Below are 15666 nucleotides of genomic sequence, written 5' to 3'. Positions count from 1 at the left end.
ACGCGTGATTCGTCACAGTACCGGCCACTGCGGGAGGGACGTCAAGGCATGGGTGCGAGCACGCAGAGACGCACCGGCAGCAGTGCCGCGCGACCGGTGCGCTGGCTCGAATAATCGCGGCATATTCAACCGGGTTACTCGGTGCCCGCCTGTTCCTGCGCCCACTGGGCCACCCGCCGGTTGCTTTCCTCCTCGGTGAGGTCCTCGACCCGGCTCATCACCGACCAACGCACCCCGAACGGGTCACGGATGGAGGCATAGCGGTCCCCCGAGACGAACGTGGTAGCCGGTTCACGCAGCACCGCCCCGGCGGCGAGGGCGCGCTCGAGCACCTCATCCACATTCGGGCAGTACAAGCCCAGGGAATAGCAGGCCTCCTCCCCCGCTGGCGGTGGCACCAGGCCGAACTGGGGGCTGGGAACACCCAGCTGCAGGTGGCCTTGGCCGAAGTCCAGGTCGGCGTGGACCAGCACGCCCCCCATCTCAGTGGCGTCCACCAACCGGGCGCCAAAGATCTCACGGTAGAACTCAACGGCCTCACGGGCGTTTTCGATGGCCAGGAAGGGGGTCAGGCTGGTCGCCCCGTGGGGCGTCCCGTTGGTGGTGTGCTCTCCAGTGACCCCGCGCATCGGGGTGTTTTCTTTGCTCATGCATTCAGGTTAGGGTCCGGGCGTCGTAGGATTCTTGCAAATATGCGACATTCGCCGGGACGGCTAGAGAAGCACGTGGAGGTTCACATGGCAGGGGAAGCCGGAGACGAACGGGGCGTGCTCTACCCTGTGTCGCTGCCCCACTTCGAACGCCACGCCCCTCCGCCGTCCTTGGCCGAGACGGTTCAGTGGTTCTGGCTGGCGCGGTGGGACTTGGCCCCAAACCAGGTACGTCGCCAACAACTGCTGACCTTCCCGACGCTGAACCTGGTCGTGCAACCCGGCTCCGTCTTGCTGAGTGGGCCCAGCACCGGCGCCTCGCATCGGGACCTGGAAGGCACGGGCTGGGTGCTGGCCGCACTGCTGCAGCCGGCGGCCGCCGAACAGCTGGGTGTGAACCCTGCCGCGCTGGCGGGTCGGGAACTCCCCTTCCCACAGCCCGCACTGCAGGGCCGGGTTGAAGCCCTGATGGCTCACGCCGTTCCAGCGTCTGACGCTTTCGAAGCCATCGAAGTGCTCGCCCGATGGCTCGCAAAGCTGCCGAAACCCAGCGACACCGGGCTGCTGGCCAACCGCATGCTGCGGTTGGTTGCCACCAACCGTTCGATGACCCAGGTGTCAGACTTGGCCGATGCCCTGGATGTGGGCGTACGCAGCCTGCAGCGCCTGAGCGCCGCCCATCTCGGTGTCCCGCCTTTGCAGGTTATTCGTCGCTACCGTGTGCAGGAGGCGGCGATGCGGTTGCGCGGGGAGCCCGGGTTGTCCCTGGCCCGGTTGGCCGCCGAACTGAGCTATACGGATCAGGCCCACTTCGCCACGGACTTCCGCCGGTTCATTGGCCTTACCCCTGGAAGTTATCAACGCCAGGCCGCTGCTTCCTCGTCGGAATTCACCTAGCGCGTTGTTCCGCCCTCGCCTCGGTAGACCGGTGACGTCCAGGACGTCGCTGTCGCGCTGAAGCCGGCGAACGCGTGGTTATGAAGCTTGCCTGCCCCCGTTGCTCATTGGTTCGCGGGGCTTCCTGGGCCGGACGGCAGTACCTAATTGAACCAGCCGGTGCACGGAAGATTCTGGAAGGGGGTGGCTCCCGGACCGCAGTTCTCCCCCGCTATATTGGCAAGCGAGGTTACTCGTTGTCCGTGTTTCAAGCGGCCTTCCGAATCAATCCATCGGTCCGTTCTTGGACATGGACCAACTTCACTGGAATAGCGCCCTACTTCGGGTAACAAATGGCGACATGCGGACATGTATAGGTATGAGCACCTCAAAAACAAGGCAGGAGCGGGAGACACGGTTCTCCGGGCTATACGAGCTGGTGTACACCGACGTACTCCGCTTCGTGCAACGCCGGGCTGGTCCCGAGCACGCCGAGGATATCGTCCACGAAGCCTTCCTCGTCGCTTGGCGCCGCTGGGATGACCTTCCAACCGAACACGAGGACGCCCGAGCCTGGATGTTCGCAGTCGCGCGGAACTGCATGTTGAACAACGTGCGCGGGGAAAAACGTCAAGGAGCGCTGGTTGTCGGGACCGCTGCCCACGCTTCAACTTTTACCGATGCAGCAACCGAGTTGATCAATGAACACGTCGATTTGGTCGCGGCTTGGCGCCAGTTGCGGCCCCTCGACCAAGAAGTGTTGGCCCTTGCAATCTGGGAAGAGCTTCCCTCGTCCAAGGCCGGACAGGTTCTGGGGATTTCATCGGCCGCCTACCGCCTTCGGCTTCATCGTGCGCGCAAGTCTCTGCGCCGCATGCTCGATGCTGCTGCATCCCCTAACTCCTTTGCCGAATTCCTCATGACGGAGTCATAGACATGAACAAGAACAAGAATGCGCAAATGGAAGCTTTTCGCCTCCTGGATGCGGCCCCCAGCGGCAGTCTGAACGAGTCCGAACGAATCAAAGCCAACGCAGGGCTGCAACAAATCCTCGCGAGTGATCCCGACAATGGGCGAGTCACCGATCACCGATCCCACGCGCTCCGCTCCCACCCGGCACGTCGGATAGCGACACCCGTTGCGGTGGCCCTGGCTGCCGCCGTAACCGCAACGGTGGTACTTTTTCCCGGGCCGGGGGCCAATGATGCGGCCTACGCATCGTGGACTGCCGACCCCGGAACCATCAGCGCCGCCGACCGTGCCGTGGCCGATTCCGCATGCCGGGGTCGCCTGGATCTGGCATCTGCCCAGTTAGACCTCGCCGAACGACGCGGTGAATGGGTGGTCCTGCTGTATACCGCTTCTTCCGAGCATATGGCTGGTATGTGCCTTGCTCACCTGCCAGTCGGTGCACCACAAGCCGACACCATTGATTCCAGCCGGGCAGGCGGAGACCAGGGTTTCCTTCCCGTCGGCGCGGAATTCACTGAAGGGAACATTGCCGAGTTCCGTGGCCGCAACGCTTTCGGGTTCCCAAAACGGCCCGACGTTGCCCTGACCCATGGGAACGTCGGTGAGGACGTGAAAGCTGCGTCCATCACTACTCCGGACGGCCAAGTGGTAGAAGCTACGGTTCAGGACGGCCGATACGCCGCATGGTGGCCAGGAAAAGCCTTTGGCAGCCGTTTGGAGGGTAATGGCGGGCCGGCACCTGCGCTGTCCTACACGATAACCCTGGAGGACGATACCGTCATCCGGGACGCCTCCCCCAGGAATCCGGCTTAGCACCGCAGCGATATGCGTGGTTGCGACCTTGTGTCCTGTACATTGCCGTTCGGTAGTTCGTCACAGTCATCACGTCTGCCGGGGTCTGAGGTACTGGATATCCAAGCTCATACTGGGTGTGATGATGTGCCTTGGAAATACCTTTGCCGGGCGGCCGCTCGGCAATGCGGCTGCCCGGCATCTGGTTATCGATGGGCATCAGTTATTTCAGCAATTGAGTCCCAGCAAATCTCGTGCCTGTGGGACACGGTCGACGGTCATTTAGGTCTGCCGCGTCGATGCTGGAGGATTGAGGAATGAAGCGGATCGTTGAATGGTGGGATAGGCAGCAGGTCCCGCTCTATCTATTGGCCATCGGCGTAGGAGCGGTCCTGGGGCTAAGTGCACCGCAGCTGGCCCCGGCGTTGGAGCTTGGGATCGAGCCGATTCTGATGCTCCTATTGTTCGCAACCTTCCTCGGGGTGCCTTTGGTCGAGGTCGGACGTTCGTTTAGAGATTTCCGGTTCCTGGGTACGGTCCTGGTCGCGAATTGCGTGTTCGTGCCCGCTATCGCCTGGGCGCTCTCACGTTTCGTGGCTGATGACAAAGCGCTGCTGCTCGGAGTGTTGCTCGTGTTGCTTACCCCGTGCATTGACTACGTCATCGTCTTTACGGGTCTAGCTGGTGGTGCGCGCTCACGTTTGCTTGCGGCGGCACCCCTGCTGATGCTCGCCCAAATCCTGTTGCTGCCCGTTTACCTTTTCTTGTTCGTTGGCGCAGAAGTGCTGTCGGTCATTGAGATTGGGCCATTTGCCAAGGCCTTCTTCTTGCTGATCGTGCTACCGCTCGCCGCCGCGGCCGCCGTGCAAAGCGTTTCCCGACGCCATCATGTGGGAAGAACCGTCGAAGAAGTCATGGCGGGCGCGATGGTGCCGCTAATGATGGCCACGCTCTGCGTGGTTCTCGGATCACAGATCGCGGCCGTGGGGTCGCAGATCGGCTCGCTTGCCCGCGTAGTTCCTCTTTATGTTGTCTTCGTGGTTGCCGCTCTTGCCATCGGCCGGCTCGCGGGTAGGATCACCGGGCTCGATGTGCCGTCCACGCGTGCCGTGATGTTCTCGGCTGCCACCCGCAACTCCCTGGTGGTGCTTCCCTTGGCGCTCGCGCTACCGGCCCCGCTGGGGATCGCCCCGCTTGCGGTAGTGACGCAAACCCTGGTCGAGTTGGTCGCAATGGTGGTGCTTGTGCGGCTCGTTCCGATGCTTACACCCGAGGAAGGCAGGCAGGTCGTTTAGCTTTCCCCAGCCGTCTCTGGATGGAATGCACAATATGATCCATCGTGGTTTCGCAGACGTCCAACCGCCGGCGTGAGAGGCGAGGCCGGACAAAGATTTCGTGGCAGAGAACTGAACGTGTCGGTTGCTGACACGGAATTCGGGCCAAAAGCGGTCTCCTTCTTTGACCTGCCCGTAGCCGCGCCCTACCGATCCGAGGTTAGAACCCCGGTCCGGGAATGCGAAAACGCCCCGCAGTTCTCCCAAGGGAGTACTGCGGGGCGTTCTCAACAATTCACGTCAACCGTGGAATCACCGGGAGGGCTTACTTGGCCTTCTCGACGATTTCCACCAGGCGCCAGCGCTTGTCAGCGGACAGCGGGCGGGTCTCAGCGATAACAACCAAGTCGCCGATGCCGGCTTCGTTGTTCTCGTCATGAGCCTTGACGTTCTTGTTGCGGCGCATCACCTTGCCGTAGAGGGCGTGCTTCACACGGTCCTCAACGTCAACGACGATGGTCTTCTGCATCTTGTCGGAAACCACGTAACCACGGAGGGTCTTGCGGTAGTTACGCTCGGTTGCGTCAGCCACACCGTTCTCCTTCTCGCTCATTACTTGGCTTCCTTGCCCTTCTTGGTTTCTTCAACCGGGACAACGACTTCCTGGCGAATGCCGAGCTCACGTTCGCGCAGCACAGTGTAAATGCGAGCGATATCGCGCTTGACAGCCTTCAGGTTGCCGTGAGTTTCCAACTGACCGGTAGCCGACTGGAAACGGAGGTTGAACAGCTCGGCCTTGGCCTTCTTCAATTCCTCGTTCAGACGAGCATTGTCGTAGCCATCCAAAGCCTCAATGGTCAGGTCCTTTGAACCAATAGCCATTCCTATTCACCACCCTCACGACGCACGATGCGTGCCTTCAACGGCAGCTTGTGGATTGCCAGGCGCAGGGCCTCGCGAGCTACCTCTTCACTGACGCCGGACAGTTCAAACAGAACGCGTCCCGGCTTGACGTTTGCGACCCACCATTCCGGCGAACCCTTACCGGAACCCATGCGGGTTTCGGCAGGCTTCTTGGTCAGCGGACGGTCCGGGTAAATGTTGATCCAGACCTTACCGCCACGCTTGATGTGGCGGGTCATGGCGATACGGGCGGCTTCAATCTGACGGTTGGTCACGTAGGCCGGAGTCAGAGCCTGGATGCCGTATTCACCGAACGATACGGTGGTTCCGCCCTTGGCAGCACCCGAGCGGTTCGGGTGGTGCTGCTTGCGGTACTTCACACGACGTGGGATAAGCATTTAAGCCTCTCCTCCTTCCGCAGCAGGAGCCTGCGCGGCAGCCTTGTTGCGGTCGTTGCGACGACGACGGTCGCCACCACGGTTCGGGCGGTCACCGCCACGGCCACGTGCCGGAGCGGCAGCGGCCTGCTGTGCAGCCAGTTCCTTGGCGGTTACGTCACCCTTGTAGATCCAGACCTTCACGCCGATGCGGCCGAAGGTGGTCTTGGCTTCGAACTTGCCGAAGTCGATGTTCGCGCGCAGGGTGTGCAGCGGCACACGACCTTCGCGGTAGAACTCCTTGCGCGACATTTCGGCGCCACCCAGGCGGCCCGAGCACTGCACGCGGATGCCCTTGGCACCTGCACGCATTGCCGACTGCATGGCCTTCTTCATCGCGCGGCGGAACGCCACGCGCGAAGCAAGCTGCTCGGCGATGCCCTGGGCAACCAGCTGGGCTTCGATGTCGGGGTTCTTGACCTCGAGGATGTTCAGCTGCACCTGCTTGCCGGTCAGCTTCTCCAGCTCACCGCGAATGCGATCGGCTTCGGCGCCGCGGCGGCCGATGACGATGCCCGGGCGGGCGGTGTGGATGTCCACACGCACGCGGTCACGGGTGCGCTCGATCTCAACGCGGGCGATGCCTGCGCGGTCCATGCCGGTGGACAGCAGTTCGCGGATCTTGACGTCTTCCTTGACAAAATCCTTGTAACGCTGGCCTGGCTTGTTGGAATCGGCGAACCAGTGCGAAACGTGGTCAGTGGTGATGCCGAGACGGAAACCGTTCGGGTTTACCTTCTGTCCCATTTACTTTTCCCCACCCTTCTCCGGGGTTGAAACAACCACGGTGATGTGGCTGGTGCGCTTCTTGATCTGGAAGGCACGACCCTGAGCACGCGGCTGGAACCGCTTCATGGTCGGACCTTCGTCTACAAACGCCTCGCTGATAATCAGCTCGTCCTCATTGAATGCTTCACCTGCGCGGTCCGCGGCGACACGGGCGTTAGCCACTGCCGATGCGACAACCTTGTACACGGGCTCCGAAGCTGCCTGCGGGGCAAACTTCAGGATTGCCAGTGCCTCGTTGGTCTGCAGACCACGAACAAGGTTGACGACGCGCCGGGCCTTCATAGGCGTTACGCGGAGATGACGCGCAATTGCCTTGGCTTCCATTGCTTTCCTTCTCTCGTCTATCGAAGAAGTGCTAAGCGACACTAGATCCCTTCCGGGGCCTAGCGGCGCTTGCCCTTCTTGTCGTCCTTCACGTGGCCACGGAACGTGCGGGTCGAGGCAAACTCACCGAGCTTGTGCCCAACCATCGATTCGGTGACAAACACCGGGATGTGCTTGCGTCCGTCGTGCACGGCGATGGTGTGTCCCAGCATGTCCGGGATGATCATCGAACGGCGGGACCACGTCTTGATGACGTTCTTGGTGCCCTTTTCGTTCTCAGCAACGACCTTCAGGTACAGGTGCTGATCGACGAAGGGGCCTTTCTTCAGGCTGCGTGGCATGTCTCCAGGCTCCTATCGCTTGTTCTTGCCGGTACGACGGCGACGCACAATAAGCTTGTCGCTGTCCTTGTTCGGACGACGGGTGCGTCCTTCACGCTTACCATTGGGGTTGACCGGGTGACGACCACCGGAGGTCTTACCTTCACCACCACCGTGCGGGTGATCGATCGGGTTCATGGCCACACCACGCACGGTCGGGCGGACGCCCTTCCAGCGCATACGGCCGGCCTTGCCCCAGTTGATGTTGATCTGCTCGGCGTTGCCCACTTCGCCGATGGTGGCGCGGCAGCGCACATCGACGTTGCGGATTTCACCCGAAGGCAGGCGCAGCTGGGCGAACTTGCCCTCGCGAGCCACCAGCTGGATGGAGGCACCTGCGGAGCGGGCCATCTTGGCACCGCCACCGGGGCGCAGTTCCACGGCGTGGATCACGGAACCCACCGGGATGTTGCGCAGCGGCAGGTTGTTGCCCGGCTTGATGTCCGCGTTCGGACCAGCTTCCACGATGTCGCCCTGGCTCAGGTGGTTCGGGGCGATGATGTAGCGCTTGGTGCCGTCCACGTAGTGCAGCAGGGCAATACGGGCGGTACGGTTCGGGTCGTACTCGATGTGAGCGACCTTTGCCGGCACGCCGTCCTTGTCCTGGCGACGGAAGTCGATCAGGCGGTAGGCGCGCTTGTGTCCGCCACCCTTGTGACGGGTGGTGATCTTACCGGAGTTGTTGCGGCCGCCAGTCTTGGACAGCGGGCGAACCAGCGACTTTTCCGGAGTCGATCGGGTGATTTCTGCGAAGTCGGCTACCGACGAGCCGCGCAGGCCCGGGGTAGTCGGCTTGTACTTACGAATTCCCATTTATTCTTATTCCTCGTTAAAGTGGTCTCCGCTTAGGAAAGCGGACCGCCGAAGATGTCAATCGAGCCTTCCTTCAGGGTGATGATGGCGCGCTTGGTGTCCTTGCGCGTACCCCACCCGAAGCGGGTGCGCTTGCGCTTACCCGGCCGATTGATGGTGTTTACGGAATCAACCTTCACGTTGAAGATGGCTTCAACGGCGTTCTTGATTTCCGACTTGTTCGAACGCGGGTCGACCATGAAGGTGTACTTACCTTCATCGATCAGACCGTAGCTCTTTTCCGAGACGACCGGTGCGATGACCACGTCGTGCGGAGCCTTTGAGAAGACGCTCACTTGGCTTCCTCCTTCTGAACCAGGGCATCGAATGCAGCCTTGGTGAAGACCACGTCGTCCGAAACCAGAACATCGTAGGTGTTCAGCTGATCCACGTACAGGGCGTGGACCTCAACCAGGTTGCGAACCGACAGTGCGGCCACATCGTTGGCGCGTTCGATCACGAGCAGGACATTCTTGCGCTCGGTCAGCGAACGCAGGGTTGCCAGAGCTTCCTTGGTCGACGGCTGATCGCCGGCCACCAGGTTCTCGATCACGTGGACGCGATCGTAGCGAGCGCGATCAGACAGGGCGCCGCGCAGGGCAGCAGCCTTCATCTTCTTGGGGGTGCGCTGCGAGTAGTCACGCGGGGTCGGACCGTGGACGATGCCACCGCCGGTCATCTGCGGTTCGCGGATCGAGCCCTGACGGGCGCGGCCGGTCCCCTTCTGCTTGAACGGCTTGCGGCCGGCACCGGCAACTTCGGCGCGGGTCTTGACCTTGTGGGTGCCCTGACGTGCGGCGGCCAGCTGTGCAACAACTACCTGGTGCAGCAGCGGCACGTTGGTCTGCACATCGAAGATCTCTGCAGGCAGGTCTACGTTAAGTGCCTTAGACATTTACTTATGCTCCCTTCACAGCGGTGCGTACGAGTACGACGCGGCCGCGAGCGCCTGGAACGGCACCCTTGATCAACAGGAGGTTCTTCTCAGCGTCGATGGCGTGGATGGTCAGGTTCTGCGTGGTGACACGCTCGGCACCCATGCGACCGGCCATCTTCTGTCCACGGAAAACGCGACCGGGAGTGGACGCGCCGCCGATGGAACCTGGCTTGCGGTGGTTCTTGTGCTGACCGTGCGAAGCACCAACACCAGCGAAGTTGTGGCGCTTCATGACGCCGGCAAAGCCCTTACCCTTCGAGGTGCCCACGACGTCGACCTTCTGGCCGGCCTCGAACAGCTCGACGGACAGTTCCTGGCCTGCAGCGTATTCGGCTGCATCGGCGGTGCGGAGTTCTACCAGGTGGCGACGCGGGGTCACACCGGCGGCCTCGAAGTGGCCAGCCAGCGGCTTGGTCACCTTGCGCGGATCGATCTGGCCGTAGCCGATCTGAACTGCGGCGTAACCGTCACGCTCGGCGTTGCGCAGCTGGGTGACAACGTTGCTGTCAGCCTGCACCACGGTGACCGGGATCAGGTTGTTGTTTTCGTCCCAAACCTGGGTCATGCCGAGCTTCGTGCCCAGCAGGCCCTTGACATTACGGGTTGCGGTCATAGTTCTCTCAGCACCTCCCCTAGAGCTTGATTTCGATGTTGACATCCGCCGGCAGGTCGAGACGCATCAGCGAGTCAACGGCCTTCGGGGTCGGATCGACGATGTCGATCAGACGCTTGTGCGTGCGCATTTCGAAGTGCTCACGGCTGTCCTTGTACTTGTGGGGCGAACGGATAACGCAGTACACGTTCTTCTCCGTTGGCAGCGGCACTGGGCCGACCACGGTTGCGCCTGCGCGCGTTACCGTCTCAACGATTTTCCGGGCCGAAACGTCAATGACCTCGTGGTCATACGACTTCAGCCGGATGCGGATCTTCTGTCCCGCCATGGCGTCACGCCTCTTTCTGATAGCACTCTCTACAGTTACTGTGCCCTACGGGCCCTCGCGGACCGGCACGCCTTGCACTGCGACTGAATCCGGATCAGATCCGGGTTCCTCACCCGCAGGAGGCTCCGACCCCCGCGGTCGGGCGTGTCGTGAAGTTTTTGGTCACAACTCTACCCTCGACGCTCACGCGAAGTGCGGGAATCCAATGCATTCGAAGCAGTCGTATCGTTCCCGAACCCCAGGCATTATCCTGGGTGAGTGCCGATCTCGGTCGTTCGAATTCAGTTTTTTGTGCTCTTTCGAGCACGCGGCTGCAATCAAGCAACTTATCCAGTGTGACAGGTTCACCCCCGGGCGCGCAAATCATTTGCCGCCCGGGACCCTGGTGATCTTCGACTCAGCGCCCGCCAGCGCCCCGAAAGGCGCCGAGCAGCGCGCCGGCTTAGTTCCTGCGGTTCTCCACCCTTACCAGCCGGGAAAGCGCCAGCACAATCAACGCTATGGCCACCAAGACCAGCAGCACGAACGCATAGTTGCGCAGGAACCAGACCACCGCCGCTGTGATGGCAACCGCGGCCCACCACGTCAGCAACCGCTCCCCCTGGGTCAAGCCCAGGGCCAGCAGTCCGGCGAAGAACAGCAGCACCAGCATCTGGGTCAGTGTTCCGGCATCCAGCACCGAGGCCAACTCGGCGGCACTGCCCAGCGCCGCGCCGGCAATCAGCCAGCCGCGGCCCAGGGCGCGGTGCGGCGCCCAATGACGCAGCCCAATCCCGGCGGCCACCACCGCCAGGTACAGCAGCGCCGCGGAAGCGCCCAGCGGCTCGACCAGCACCCCGTAGCAGCGCAGGGCCACCAGGGCTGCGGCCACGACCACCGCATCGGTGCCATGCTGGCGCCAGGCGCGCGGCAGCTCGTGCAGCCGCGCCACCAGCAGTGCCAGCACCAGCACCAGTGCCCCGCCCAACAGCGGCAACGGTTCGCGGTGCAGCAGGTGGGCCACCGCCCCAGCGGTGAACCCGGAAGCCAGCATTGCGGCGTAGTAGATGCGCGCGGCCTGCCCGCCGGCGTCCGCAGATTTCTGCCAGTGCCGCGGGTAGTGCGGCACCGGCTCCTGGAAGCGGCCGTGCAGCAGTGCAAGGACCAGCAGCACGAGCGCGCCACCCAGCAGGGCCCAACTCAAATCCAGCGACCTCTCACTCACCATGGTGCCCGAGCGCAGGGCCTGCAGGCCGGTGTCCGCGGCCCCCAGCAGCAATAGCGCAGCTGCCGCCGAGTACAGCCCCATCTGCCGGGAATGCACCAGCAGGATTGAGCCAGCCGCGCCGATCAGGAAGACCAGCGCCAGCCAGCGCAGTTCGGGCTGATAGCCCAGCATGAGAACCAGCGGCACCAGCAACGCCGCCAATCTGATTCCCTGGTGGCCCTGTTGCCGGCGGTATGTCCATTCAAGGCCCAGGGCAACCACCGCCTGGGCGGCGAGCAGCCACATCGCCGCGGTGGCGCCCCACCATCCAGCCCGGACCCAGCCGGTCGTGGAACCGAACGTGGCGGCCGGGACAATGGCCAGCGCCGCCACGGCCAGGCTAACGGGAAGCAGCAGCCACTGCCGGTAGGGTCCGGCACCGAAGGCCCAGTGTGCCAGCAGCGCATATCCCAGCCAGAGCAGCAGGCTCAGCAGGACGGTGCCCCGGTCCGTCTGCGGGCCGACAGCATAGGCCAGCAGCAGCAACGGCAACCCCACCAGGATTCCCAGCCCAATGACCCGCAATTCCCCCGGCACCGCTGCACCGCGGCTGCGGGAGAGAACCAGCCGCGCCGCTTGCGGCAGCACCACGCTGAGCAGCAGCACACAGAACTGCCCGTGCAGGTCCAGCTCGAAGTGCTCAACACTCCACCAGGCGGCAACGCTCAATTGGATCTGGGCCAGTGCGGCATGGGTGATTCTCCAGCCCGCCGCGGTACAGCGGGGCAGGGCCGCGATCAGAAAGACAATATTGGCCGTAGCCACCAACGGCGCCAGCCACCAGAAATCCGAGCGCAGTGCCAGGACAAAGTAGCCGCACAACGCCCCAAGCACCGGCGCGTGCACGAACGCATCCATGGCCCCATCCGAGGTGGGCAGGCAGCGCCAGGCGACCCAGGCGGTGGCCAGCACCGAGCCGATCAGCACCAGCACCGACCAGCTGCCCGCAGTGACACCCAGGAAGTGCGCACCGAACGACAGCTCTCCCTGCAGGCGCAACGCCAGTGCGAACACCACCATCACCAGCAGGCTGGCGGTCACCCGGATCCGCCAGTGCAGGTTCGCCACGGCGGTACGTTCTGCGTGCCCCGCATTTCGGGCCGAGTAGACCAGCATCCCGGCGGCAGCCGCCCAGATACCCACCATCGCGGCACTCGCCACGCTCCGATCGGAGGCCGGGGCAAACAGGAACTGCAGCAGCTGGGCGCTCTTGGCGCCCACCGCCAACAGGAGCACCCAACGCAACTGCGCACCTAGCAGCGCCCGGGATTCGGGCTGCCGCCGCACGACGGCGCCCAGGCCCGCCATGCCAAGGACCAGTGCCGGCAGCGGCGTCCACTCGTCCTGCCAGTTCTCGGCCAGGGCCAGCAGGGCGAACCCGAACAGCCAGCCGGCCTCCACCAGGGTGCCGCCGCTTCCCGCCAGCCAGCCAAGCAGCACCAGCAGGGCAGGGATGACCAGCAGGGTCAGCCACCAGGTGCCGTGGGCGGAGTGCGCGTCCCGGGCATACCCGGCGGCCAGCGCCAGCCAGGCGCCGGCCCACAACACCATGCGTTCGGCAACCCGCCAGGTTTGGCTGGCCCCAAAAACCCGCTCATAGGCCGCGGCGAAGTGTTGTACCAGCGCCGCCTGGGCGGCCAGCAACCCCGCCAGGAGAACCAGGATCACCCGGGGATCGGCCTGTGCGTAGTCCAGCCCGAACAGCACCGCCAGCAGGAAGAACGCCCGGGCGGCAGCCAGGTTCCAAAGTCGGTGCCGCTCCTCCAGCCGGGTGCTAAGCACATAGAAGGCGCTCAGCGGCAGGAAGATCCAGAAGAATTCACGGCTGCTCAACTCATCCAGCATGACCAGGGAGGCCAGGAACACCAGCGGAGGCAGCAGCCGGTAGCTGCTGGAGAGCGCTTGGTGGAATTGTGAGGCGCGCACGGCCGGGCTGCCGATGACCAGCAGGAGCATTGCCACCGCCAGCACCAACAGGGCCAGCAGGTAGGCCAGTACGCCCTGCTGGAGCACCGCGCCGCCGGACATGGCGGTGGAGATCAGGATCAGCACGGCCAGCCAGGCCAGCACCCGGGAGTGCAGCCGCAAAGAGGCGAAGCCGAACGCGAGGGTGCCCACCACGGAGTAGCCCAACCAGATGCCGGTGGGTGAGGTGTGCAGGGTGTTGTAGGTCGCCAGGGCGCATAGGGGCAACAGCGCCAACCCCGTGCCGGTGAAGGCCGCGGCGGCCGGACGCAGGTTGGGTTGGACCCGGTGGACTATCAATCCCGTGGCATAAAATGCTGCGGCAACAACACACAGGCCCACCAGTTTGGCCACCGGGGCCAGGGCGAAGCTGAGGAAGAGTGCGCCGGCCGCCACCAGCAGCAGAGCGGCAACATACAAGGTGATGTTCACGTTGCGCAGTTCGCGTTCGCGCGCACTCAGTGCCGGGCGGACCGGGACGCTCGGTGCTGCACTCGTGCGCTGGGGGCCGAATTCAATGGCCCGCACCCGGTCGGAGACCTGCCGGCCGCCGGACGCGGGCGCAAGGAACGGAAGCCGGGCGGGGGTTGGCGGGGTTTGCGCGGGCTGCGGGCTCTGCTGGTCGCGTGCGGCGGGCGCAGGATGTTGCCCGGGGGCCGGCGCCGGAGGGGAACCGGCTTGGGCATAAGGATGACCCGGCGCGGGCTGTGTGCTGCCGGCTGCAGCGGAGGGTCCTGGCGCCGCGTCCGGCTCGGAGGCCTGGGCCCCTGCGCCAGTGCGCCAGTACGCCGTTGCGGCATCATAGCCCTGTTGCCAGGCCTGGCCGAGCTGCTGGCCGCGGCGGCCGGCGGCGGTGCGCCGTCCGATCAGGAAGGCCACCACCGCGATGATGATGACCAAGATGGTGTAGCCCATGCCGCTCCCCCGTTTTCTTGCGTACGCCGACGTGTATGAACCTGGATCAATTCAACCAGCTTTTTGACTAAATGTCGGCTTTGCTACGCGTATGGGCATAAAAAATTCCCCGTCACTCCTTGCGGAGTCACGGGGAATTTTTTGAACTTAGACCTCGCGGTCTAGAACATCATCCAGGTACTTACTTGGTGATGTTGGTGACGCGACCCGAACCAACGGTGCGGCCACCCTCGCGGATAGCGAAGCCCAGGCCTTCTTCCATGGCGATCGGCTGGATCAGCTCAACCGACATTTCGGTGTTGTCGCCCGGCATAACCATCTCGGTGCCTTCCGGCAGGGTGATGACGCCGGTGACGTCGGTGGTGCGGAAGTAGAACTGCGGACGGTAGTTCGAGTAGAACGGGTTGTGGCGGCCGCCTTCATCCTTGGACAGGATGTAGACGTTGGCCTCGAAGTTGGTGTGCGGGGTGATCGAACCCGGCTTCACAACAACCTGACCGCGTTCCACGTCTTCGCGCTTCAGACCGCGAAGCAGCAGACCACAGTTCTCGCCTGCCCAGGCCTCGTCGAGCTGCTTGTGGAACATCTCGATACCGGTAACGGTGGTCTTCTGGATCGGGCGGATGCCAACGATCTCAACTTCCGAGTTGATGGCCAGGGTGCCACGCTCGGCGCGGCCGGTCACCACGGTACCGCGACCGGTGATGGTGAAGACGTCCTCGATCGGCATCAGGAACGGCTTGTCACGGTCACGCACCGGATCCGGGATGAAGGTGTCAACGGCATCCATCAGTTCTTCGATGGACTTGGTCCACTCCGGGTCGCCTTCCAGAGCCTTCAGGCCCGAAACGCGAACAACCGGGGCGTCGTCACCGTCGAAGCCCTGCGAGGACAGAAGTTCGCGAACTTCCATCTCCACCAGCTCGAGCAGTTCTTCGTCCTCGACCATGTCGGACTTGTTCAGTGCGACCAGCAGGGTCGGAACGCCAACCTGGCGAGCCAGCAGAACGTGCTCGCGGGTCTGAGCCATCGGACCGTCGGTAGCGGCAACCACCAGGATTGCGCCGTCCATCTGGGCGGCACCGGTGATCATGTTCTTCACGTAGTCAGCGTGGCCCGGGGCGTCGACGTGTGCGTAGTGACGCTTCTCGGTCTGGTACTCGACGTGCGAGATGTTGATGGTAATACCGCGCTGGCGCTCTTCCGGTGCGGAGTCAACGCTAGCGAAGTCGCGCTGCTCGTTCAGATCCGGGTACTTGTCAGCAAGCACCTTGGAAATGGCAGCCGTCAAAGTGGTCTTACCGTGGTCAACGTGACCGATGGTGCCAATGTTGACGTGCGGCTTAGTCCGCTCGAACTTTGCCTTTGCCACAGGTTCCTCCTAGAAACATTTCAGAAGACGTATTTCCGTCT

The 15666-nt window shown here is 63.3% G+C and carries 18 protein-coding genes; 4 read left to right on the top strand and 14 right to left on the bottom strand.

What is annotated here, in order from left to right; translation table 11 throughout:
• Positions 1-134: 134 nt before the first annotated feature.
• Positions 135-650, bottom strand: coding sequence for a VOC family protein (locus FDN03_RS11595; protein ID WP_138177207.1), 516 nt, complete (start codon positions 648-650; stop codon positions 135-137).
• An 87-nt stretch (positions 651-737) separates the two neighbouring features.
• Between FDN03_RS11595 and FDN03_RS11590 the strand changes: the two genes are divergently transcribed.
• From FDN03_RS11590 to FDN03_RS11575, 4 genes are all read left to right on the top strand, one after another.
• Positions 738-1547: a helix-turn-helix domain-containing protein gene (locus tag FDN03_RS11590; protein WP_171021228.1), complete on the top strand. Its 810-nt coding sequence runs from the start codon at positions 738-740 to the stop codon at positions 1545-1547.
• A 358-nt stretch (positions 1548-1905) separates the two neighbouring features.
• Entirely contained in the window at positions 1906-2460 is a 555-nt protein-coding gene (locus FDN03_RS11585; protein WP_138177202.1) for a sigma-70 family RNA polymerase sigma factor, read from the top strand.
• 2 nt (positions 2461-2462) lie between these two features.
• Positions 2463-3311: a hypothetical protein gene (locus FDN03_RS11580; RefSeq protein WP_138177199.1), complete on the top strand. Its 849-nt coding sequence runs from the start codon at positions 2463-2465 to the stop codon at positions 3309-3311.
• Positions 3312-3607: 296 nt separating this feature from the next.
• Complete coding sequence (locus tag FDN03_RS11575; RefSeq protein ID WP_138177196.1) at positions 3608-4585, top strand: arsenic resistance protein; 978 nt, start codon at positions 3608-3610, stop codon at positions 4583-4585.
• 304 nt (positions 4586-4889) lie between these two features.
• Here the strand turns inward: FDN03_RS11575 and rpsQ are convergent, their stop codons facing one another.
• The 13 genes from rpsQ to tuf all read right to left on the bottom strand — a co-directional run bounded on the left by rpsQ (position 4890) and on the right by tuf (position 15625).
• Positions 4890-5177, bottom strand: a complete 288-nt coding sequence (rpsQ, locus tag FDN03_RS11570; RefSeq protein ID WP_054820637.1) for a 30S ribosomal protein S17 — start codon at positions 5175-5177, stop codon at positions 4890-4892.
• Positions 5177-5446: a 50S ribosomal protein L29 gene (rpmC, locus tag FDN03_RS11565; RefSeq protein WP_054820636.1), complete on the bottom strand. Its 270-nt coding sequence runs from the start codon at positions 5444-5446 to the stop codon at positions 5177-5179. The genes rpsQ and rpmC overlap by 1 nt, the downstream gene beginning before the upstream one ends.
• 2 nt (positions 5447-5448) lie before the next feature.
• Positions 5449-5865, bottom strand: a complete 417-nt coding sequence (rplP, locus tag FDN03_RS11560; protein WP_054820635.1) for a 50S ribosomal protein L16 — start codon at positions 5863-5865, stop codon at positions 5449-5451.
• Positions 5866-6651: a 30S ribosomal protein S3 gene (rpsC, locus tag FDN03_RS11555; protein ID WP_054820634.1), complete on the bottom strand. Its 786-nt coding sequence runs from the start codon at positions 6649-6651 to the stop codon at positions 5866-5868.
• Positions 6652-7017 carry a 50S ribosomal protein L22 gene (gene rplV / locus FDN03_RS11550; RefSeq protein ID WP_138177193.1) on the bottom strand — a complete coding sequence of 122 codons (366 nt, stop codon included), beginning with the start codon at positions 7015-7017 and terminating at the stop codon, positions 6652-6654.
• Between the two features lie 59 nt (positions 7018-7076).
• A complete protein-coding gene (gene rpsS / locus FDN03_RS11545; RefSeq protein WP_054820632.1) occupies positions 7077-7358 on the bottom strand; it encodes a 30S ribosomal protein S19 in 282 nt (93 codons plus the stop codon).
• A gap of 12 nt (positions 7359-7370) precedes the next feature.
• The gene (gene rplB, locus FDN03_RS11540; RefSeq protein WP_138177190.1) at positions 7371-8210 is read right to left on the bottom strand and encodes a 50S ribosomal protein L2; all 840 of its coding nucleotides are present in this window, start codon (positions 8208-8210) and stop codon (positions 7371-7373) included.
• A 32-nt stretch (positions 8211-8242) separates the two neighbouring features.
• On the bottom strand, positions 8243-8545 hold the full coding sequence (gene rplW / locus FDN03_RS11535) for a 50S ribosomal protein L23 (RefSeq protein ID WP_054820631.1): 303 nt from the start codon (positions 8543-8545) through the stop codon (positions 8243-8245).
• Complete coding sequence (gene rplD / locus FDN03_RS11530; protein WP_138177187.1) at positions 8542-9144, bottom strand: 50S ribosomal protein L4; 603 nt, start codon at positions 9142-9144, stop codon at positions 8542-8544. Before rplD ends, rplW begins: the two co-directional genes overlap by 4 nt.
• A gap of 4 nt (positions 9145-9148) precedes the next feature.
• Positions 9149-9799 (bottom strand): 50S ribosomal protein L3, encoded by a 651-nt coding sequence (gene rplC / locus FDN03_RS11525; protein WP_054820630.1) that lies wholly within the window; start codon positions 9797-9799, stop codon positions 9149-9151.
• 19 nt (positions 9800-9818) lie between these two features.
• Positions 9819-10127, bottom strand: a complete 309-nt coding sequence (gene rpsJ, locus FDN03_RS11520) for a 30S ribosomal protein S10 (protein ID WP_013349689.1) — start codon at positions 10125-10127, stop codon at positions 9819-9821.
• Between the two features lie 442 nt (positions 10128-10569).
• On the bottom strand, positions 10570-14253 hold the full coding sequence (locus FDN03_RS11515; protein ID WP_138177184.1) for a hypothetical protein: 3684 nt from the start codon (positions 14251-14253) through the stop codon (positions 10570-10572).
• 181 nt (positions 14254-14434) lie between these two features.
• Positions 14435-15625, bottom strand: coding sequence for an elongation factor Tu (tuf, locus tag FDN03_RS11510; RefSeq protein ID WP_138177181.1), 1191 nt, complete (start codon positions 15623-15625; stop codon positions 14435-14437).
• Positions 15626-15666: the final 41 nt, after the last annotated feature.

This window comes from Glutamicibacter sp. V16R2B1 (assembly GCF_005774635.1).
Lineage (GTDB): Bacteria > Actinomycetota > Actinomycetes > Actinomycetales > Micrococcaceae > Glutamicibacter > Glutamicibacter creatinolyticus.
Note: the sequence above shows the minus strand (reverse complement) of the source record. Positions and strands in the feature narration are given on the sequence as shown.

Coding starts and splice junctions, on each gene's coding strand:
- rpsJ (WP_013349689.1), bottom strand. CDS start 10,127: ATGGCGGGACAGAAGATCCGCATCCGGCTGAAGTCGTATGACCACGAG.
- rpmC (WP_054820636.1), bottom strand. CDS start 5,446: ATGGCTATTGGTTCAAAGGACCTGACCATTGAGGCTTTGGATGGCTAC.
- rplV (WP_138177193.1), bottom strand. CDS start 7,017: ATGGAAGCCAAGGCAATTGCGCGTCATCTCCGCGTAACGCCTATGAAG.
- rpsC (WP_054820634.1), bottom strand. CDS start 6,651: ATGGGACAGAAGGTAAACCCGAACGGTTTCCGTCTCGGCATCACCACT.
- rplB (WP_138177190.1), bottom strand. CDS start 8,210: ATGGGAATTCGTAAGTACAAGCCGACTACCCCGGGCCTGCGCGGCTCG.
- FDN03_RS11515 (WP_138177184.1), bottom strand. CDS start 14,253: ATGGGCTACACCATCTTGGTCATCATCATCGCGGTGGTGGCCTTCCTG.
- rpsS (WP_054820632.1), bottom strand. CDS start 7,358: ATGCCACGCAGCCTGAAGAAAGGCCCCTTCGTCGATCAGCACCTGTAC.
- FDN03_RS11595 (WP_138177207.1), bottom strand. CDS start 650: ATGAGCAAAGAAAACACCCCGATGCGCGGGGTCACTGGAGAGCACACC.
- rplP (WP_054820635.1), bottom strand. CDS start 5,865: ATGCTTATCCCACGTCGTGTGAAGTACCGCAAGCAGCACCACCCGAAC.
- rpsQ (WP_054820637.1), bottom strand. CDS start 5,177: ATGAGCGAGAAGGAGAACGGTGTGGCTGACGCAACCGAGCGTAACTAC.
- FDN03_RS11580 (WP_138177199.1), top strand. CDS start 2,463: ATGAACAAGAACAAGAATGCGCAAATGGAAGCTTTTCGCCTCCTGGAT.
- rplC (WP_054820630.1), bottom strand. CDS start 9,799: ATGACCGCAACCCGTAATGTCAAGGGCCTGCTGGGCACGAAGCTCGGC.
- FDN03_RS11575 (WP_138177196.1), top strand. CDS start 3,608: ATGAAGCGGATCGTTGAATGGTGGGATAGGCAGCAGGTCCCGCTCTAT.
- FDN03_RS11585 (WP_138177202.1), top strand. CDS start 1,906: ATGAGCACCTCAAAAACAAGGCAGGAGCGGGAGACACGGTTCTCCGGG.
- FDN03_RS11590 (WP_171021228.1), top strand. CDS start 738: ATGGCAGGGGAAGCCGGAGACGAACGGGGCGTGCTCTACCCTGTGTCG.
- rplD (WP_138177187.1), bottom strand. CDS start 9,144: ATGTCTAAGGCACTTAACGTAGACCTGCCTGCAGAGATCTTCGATGTG.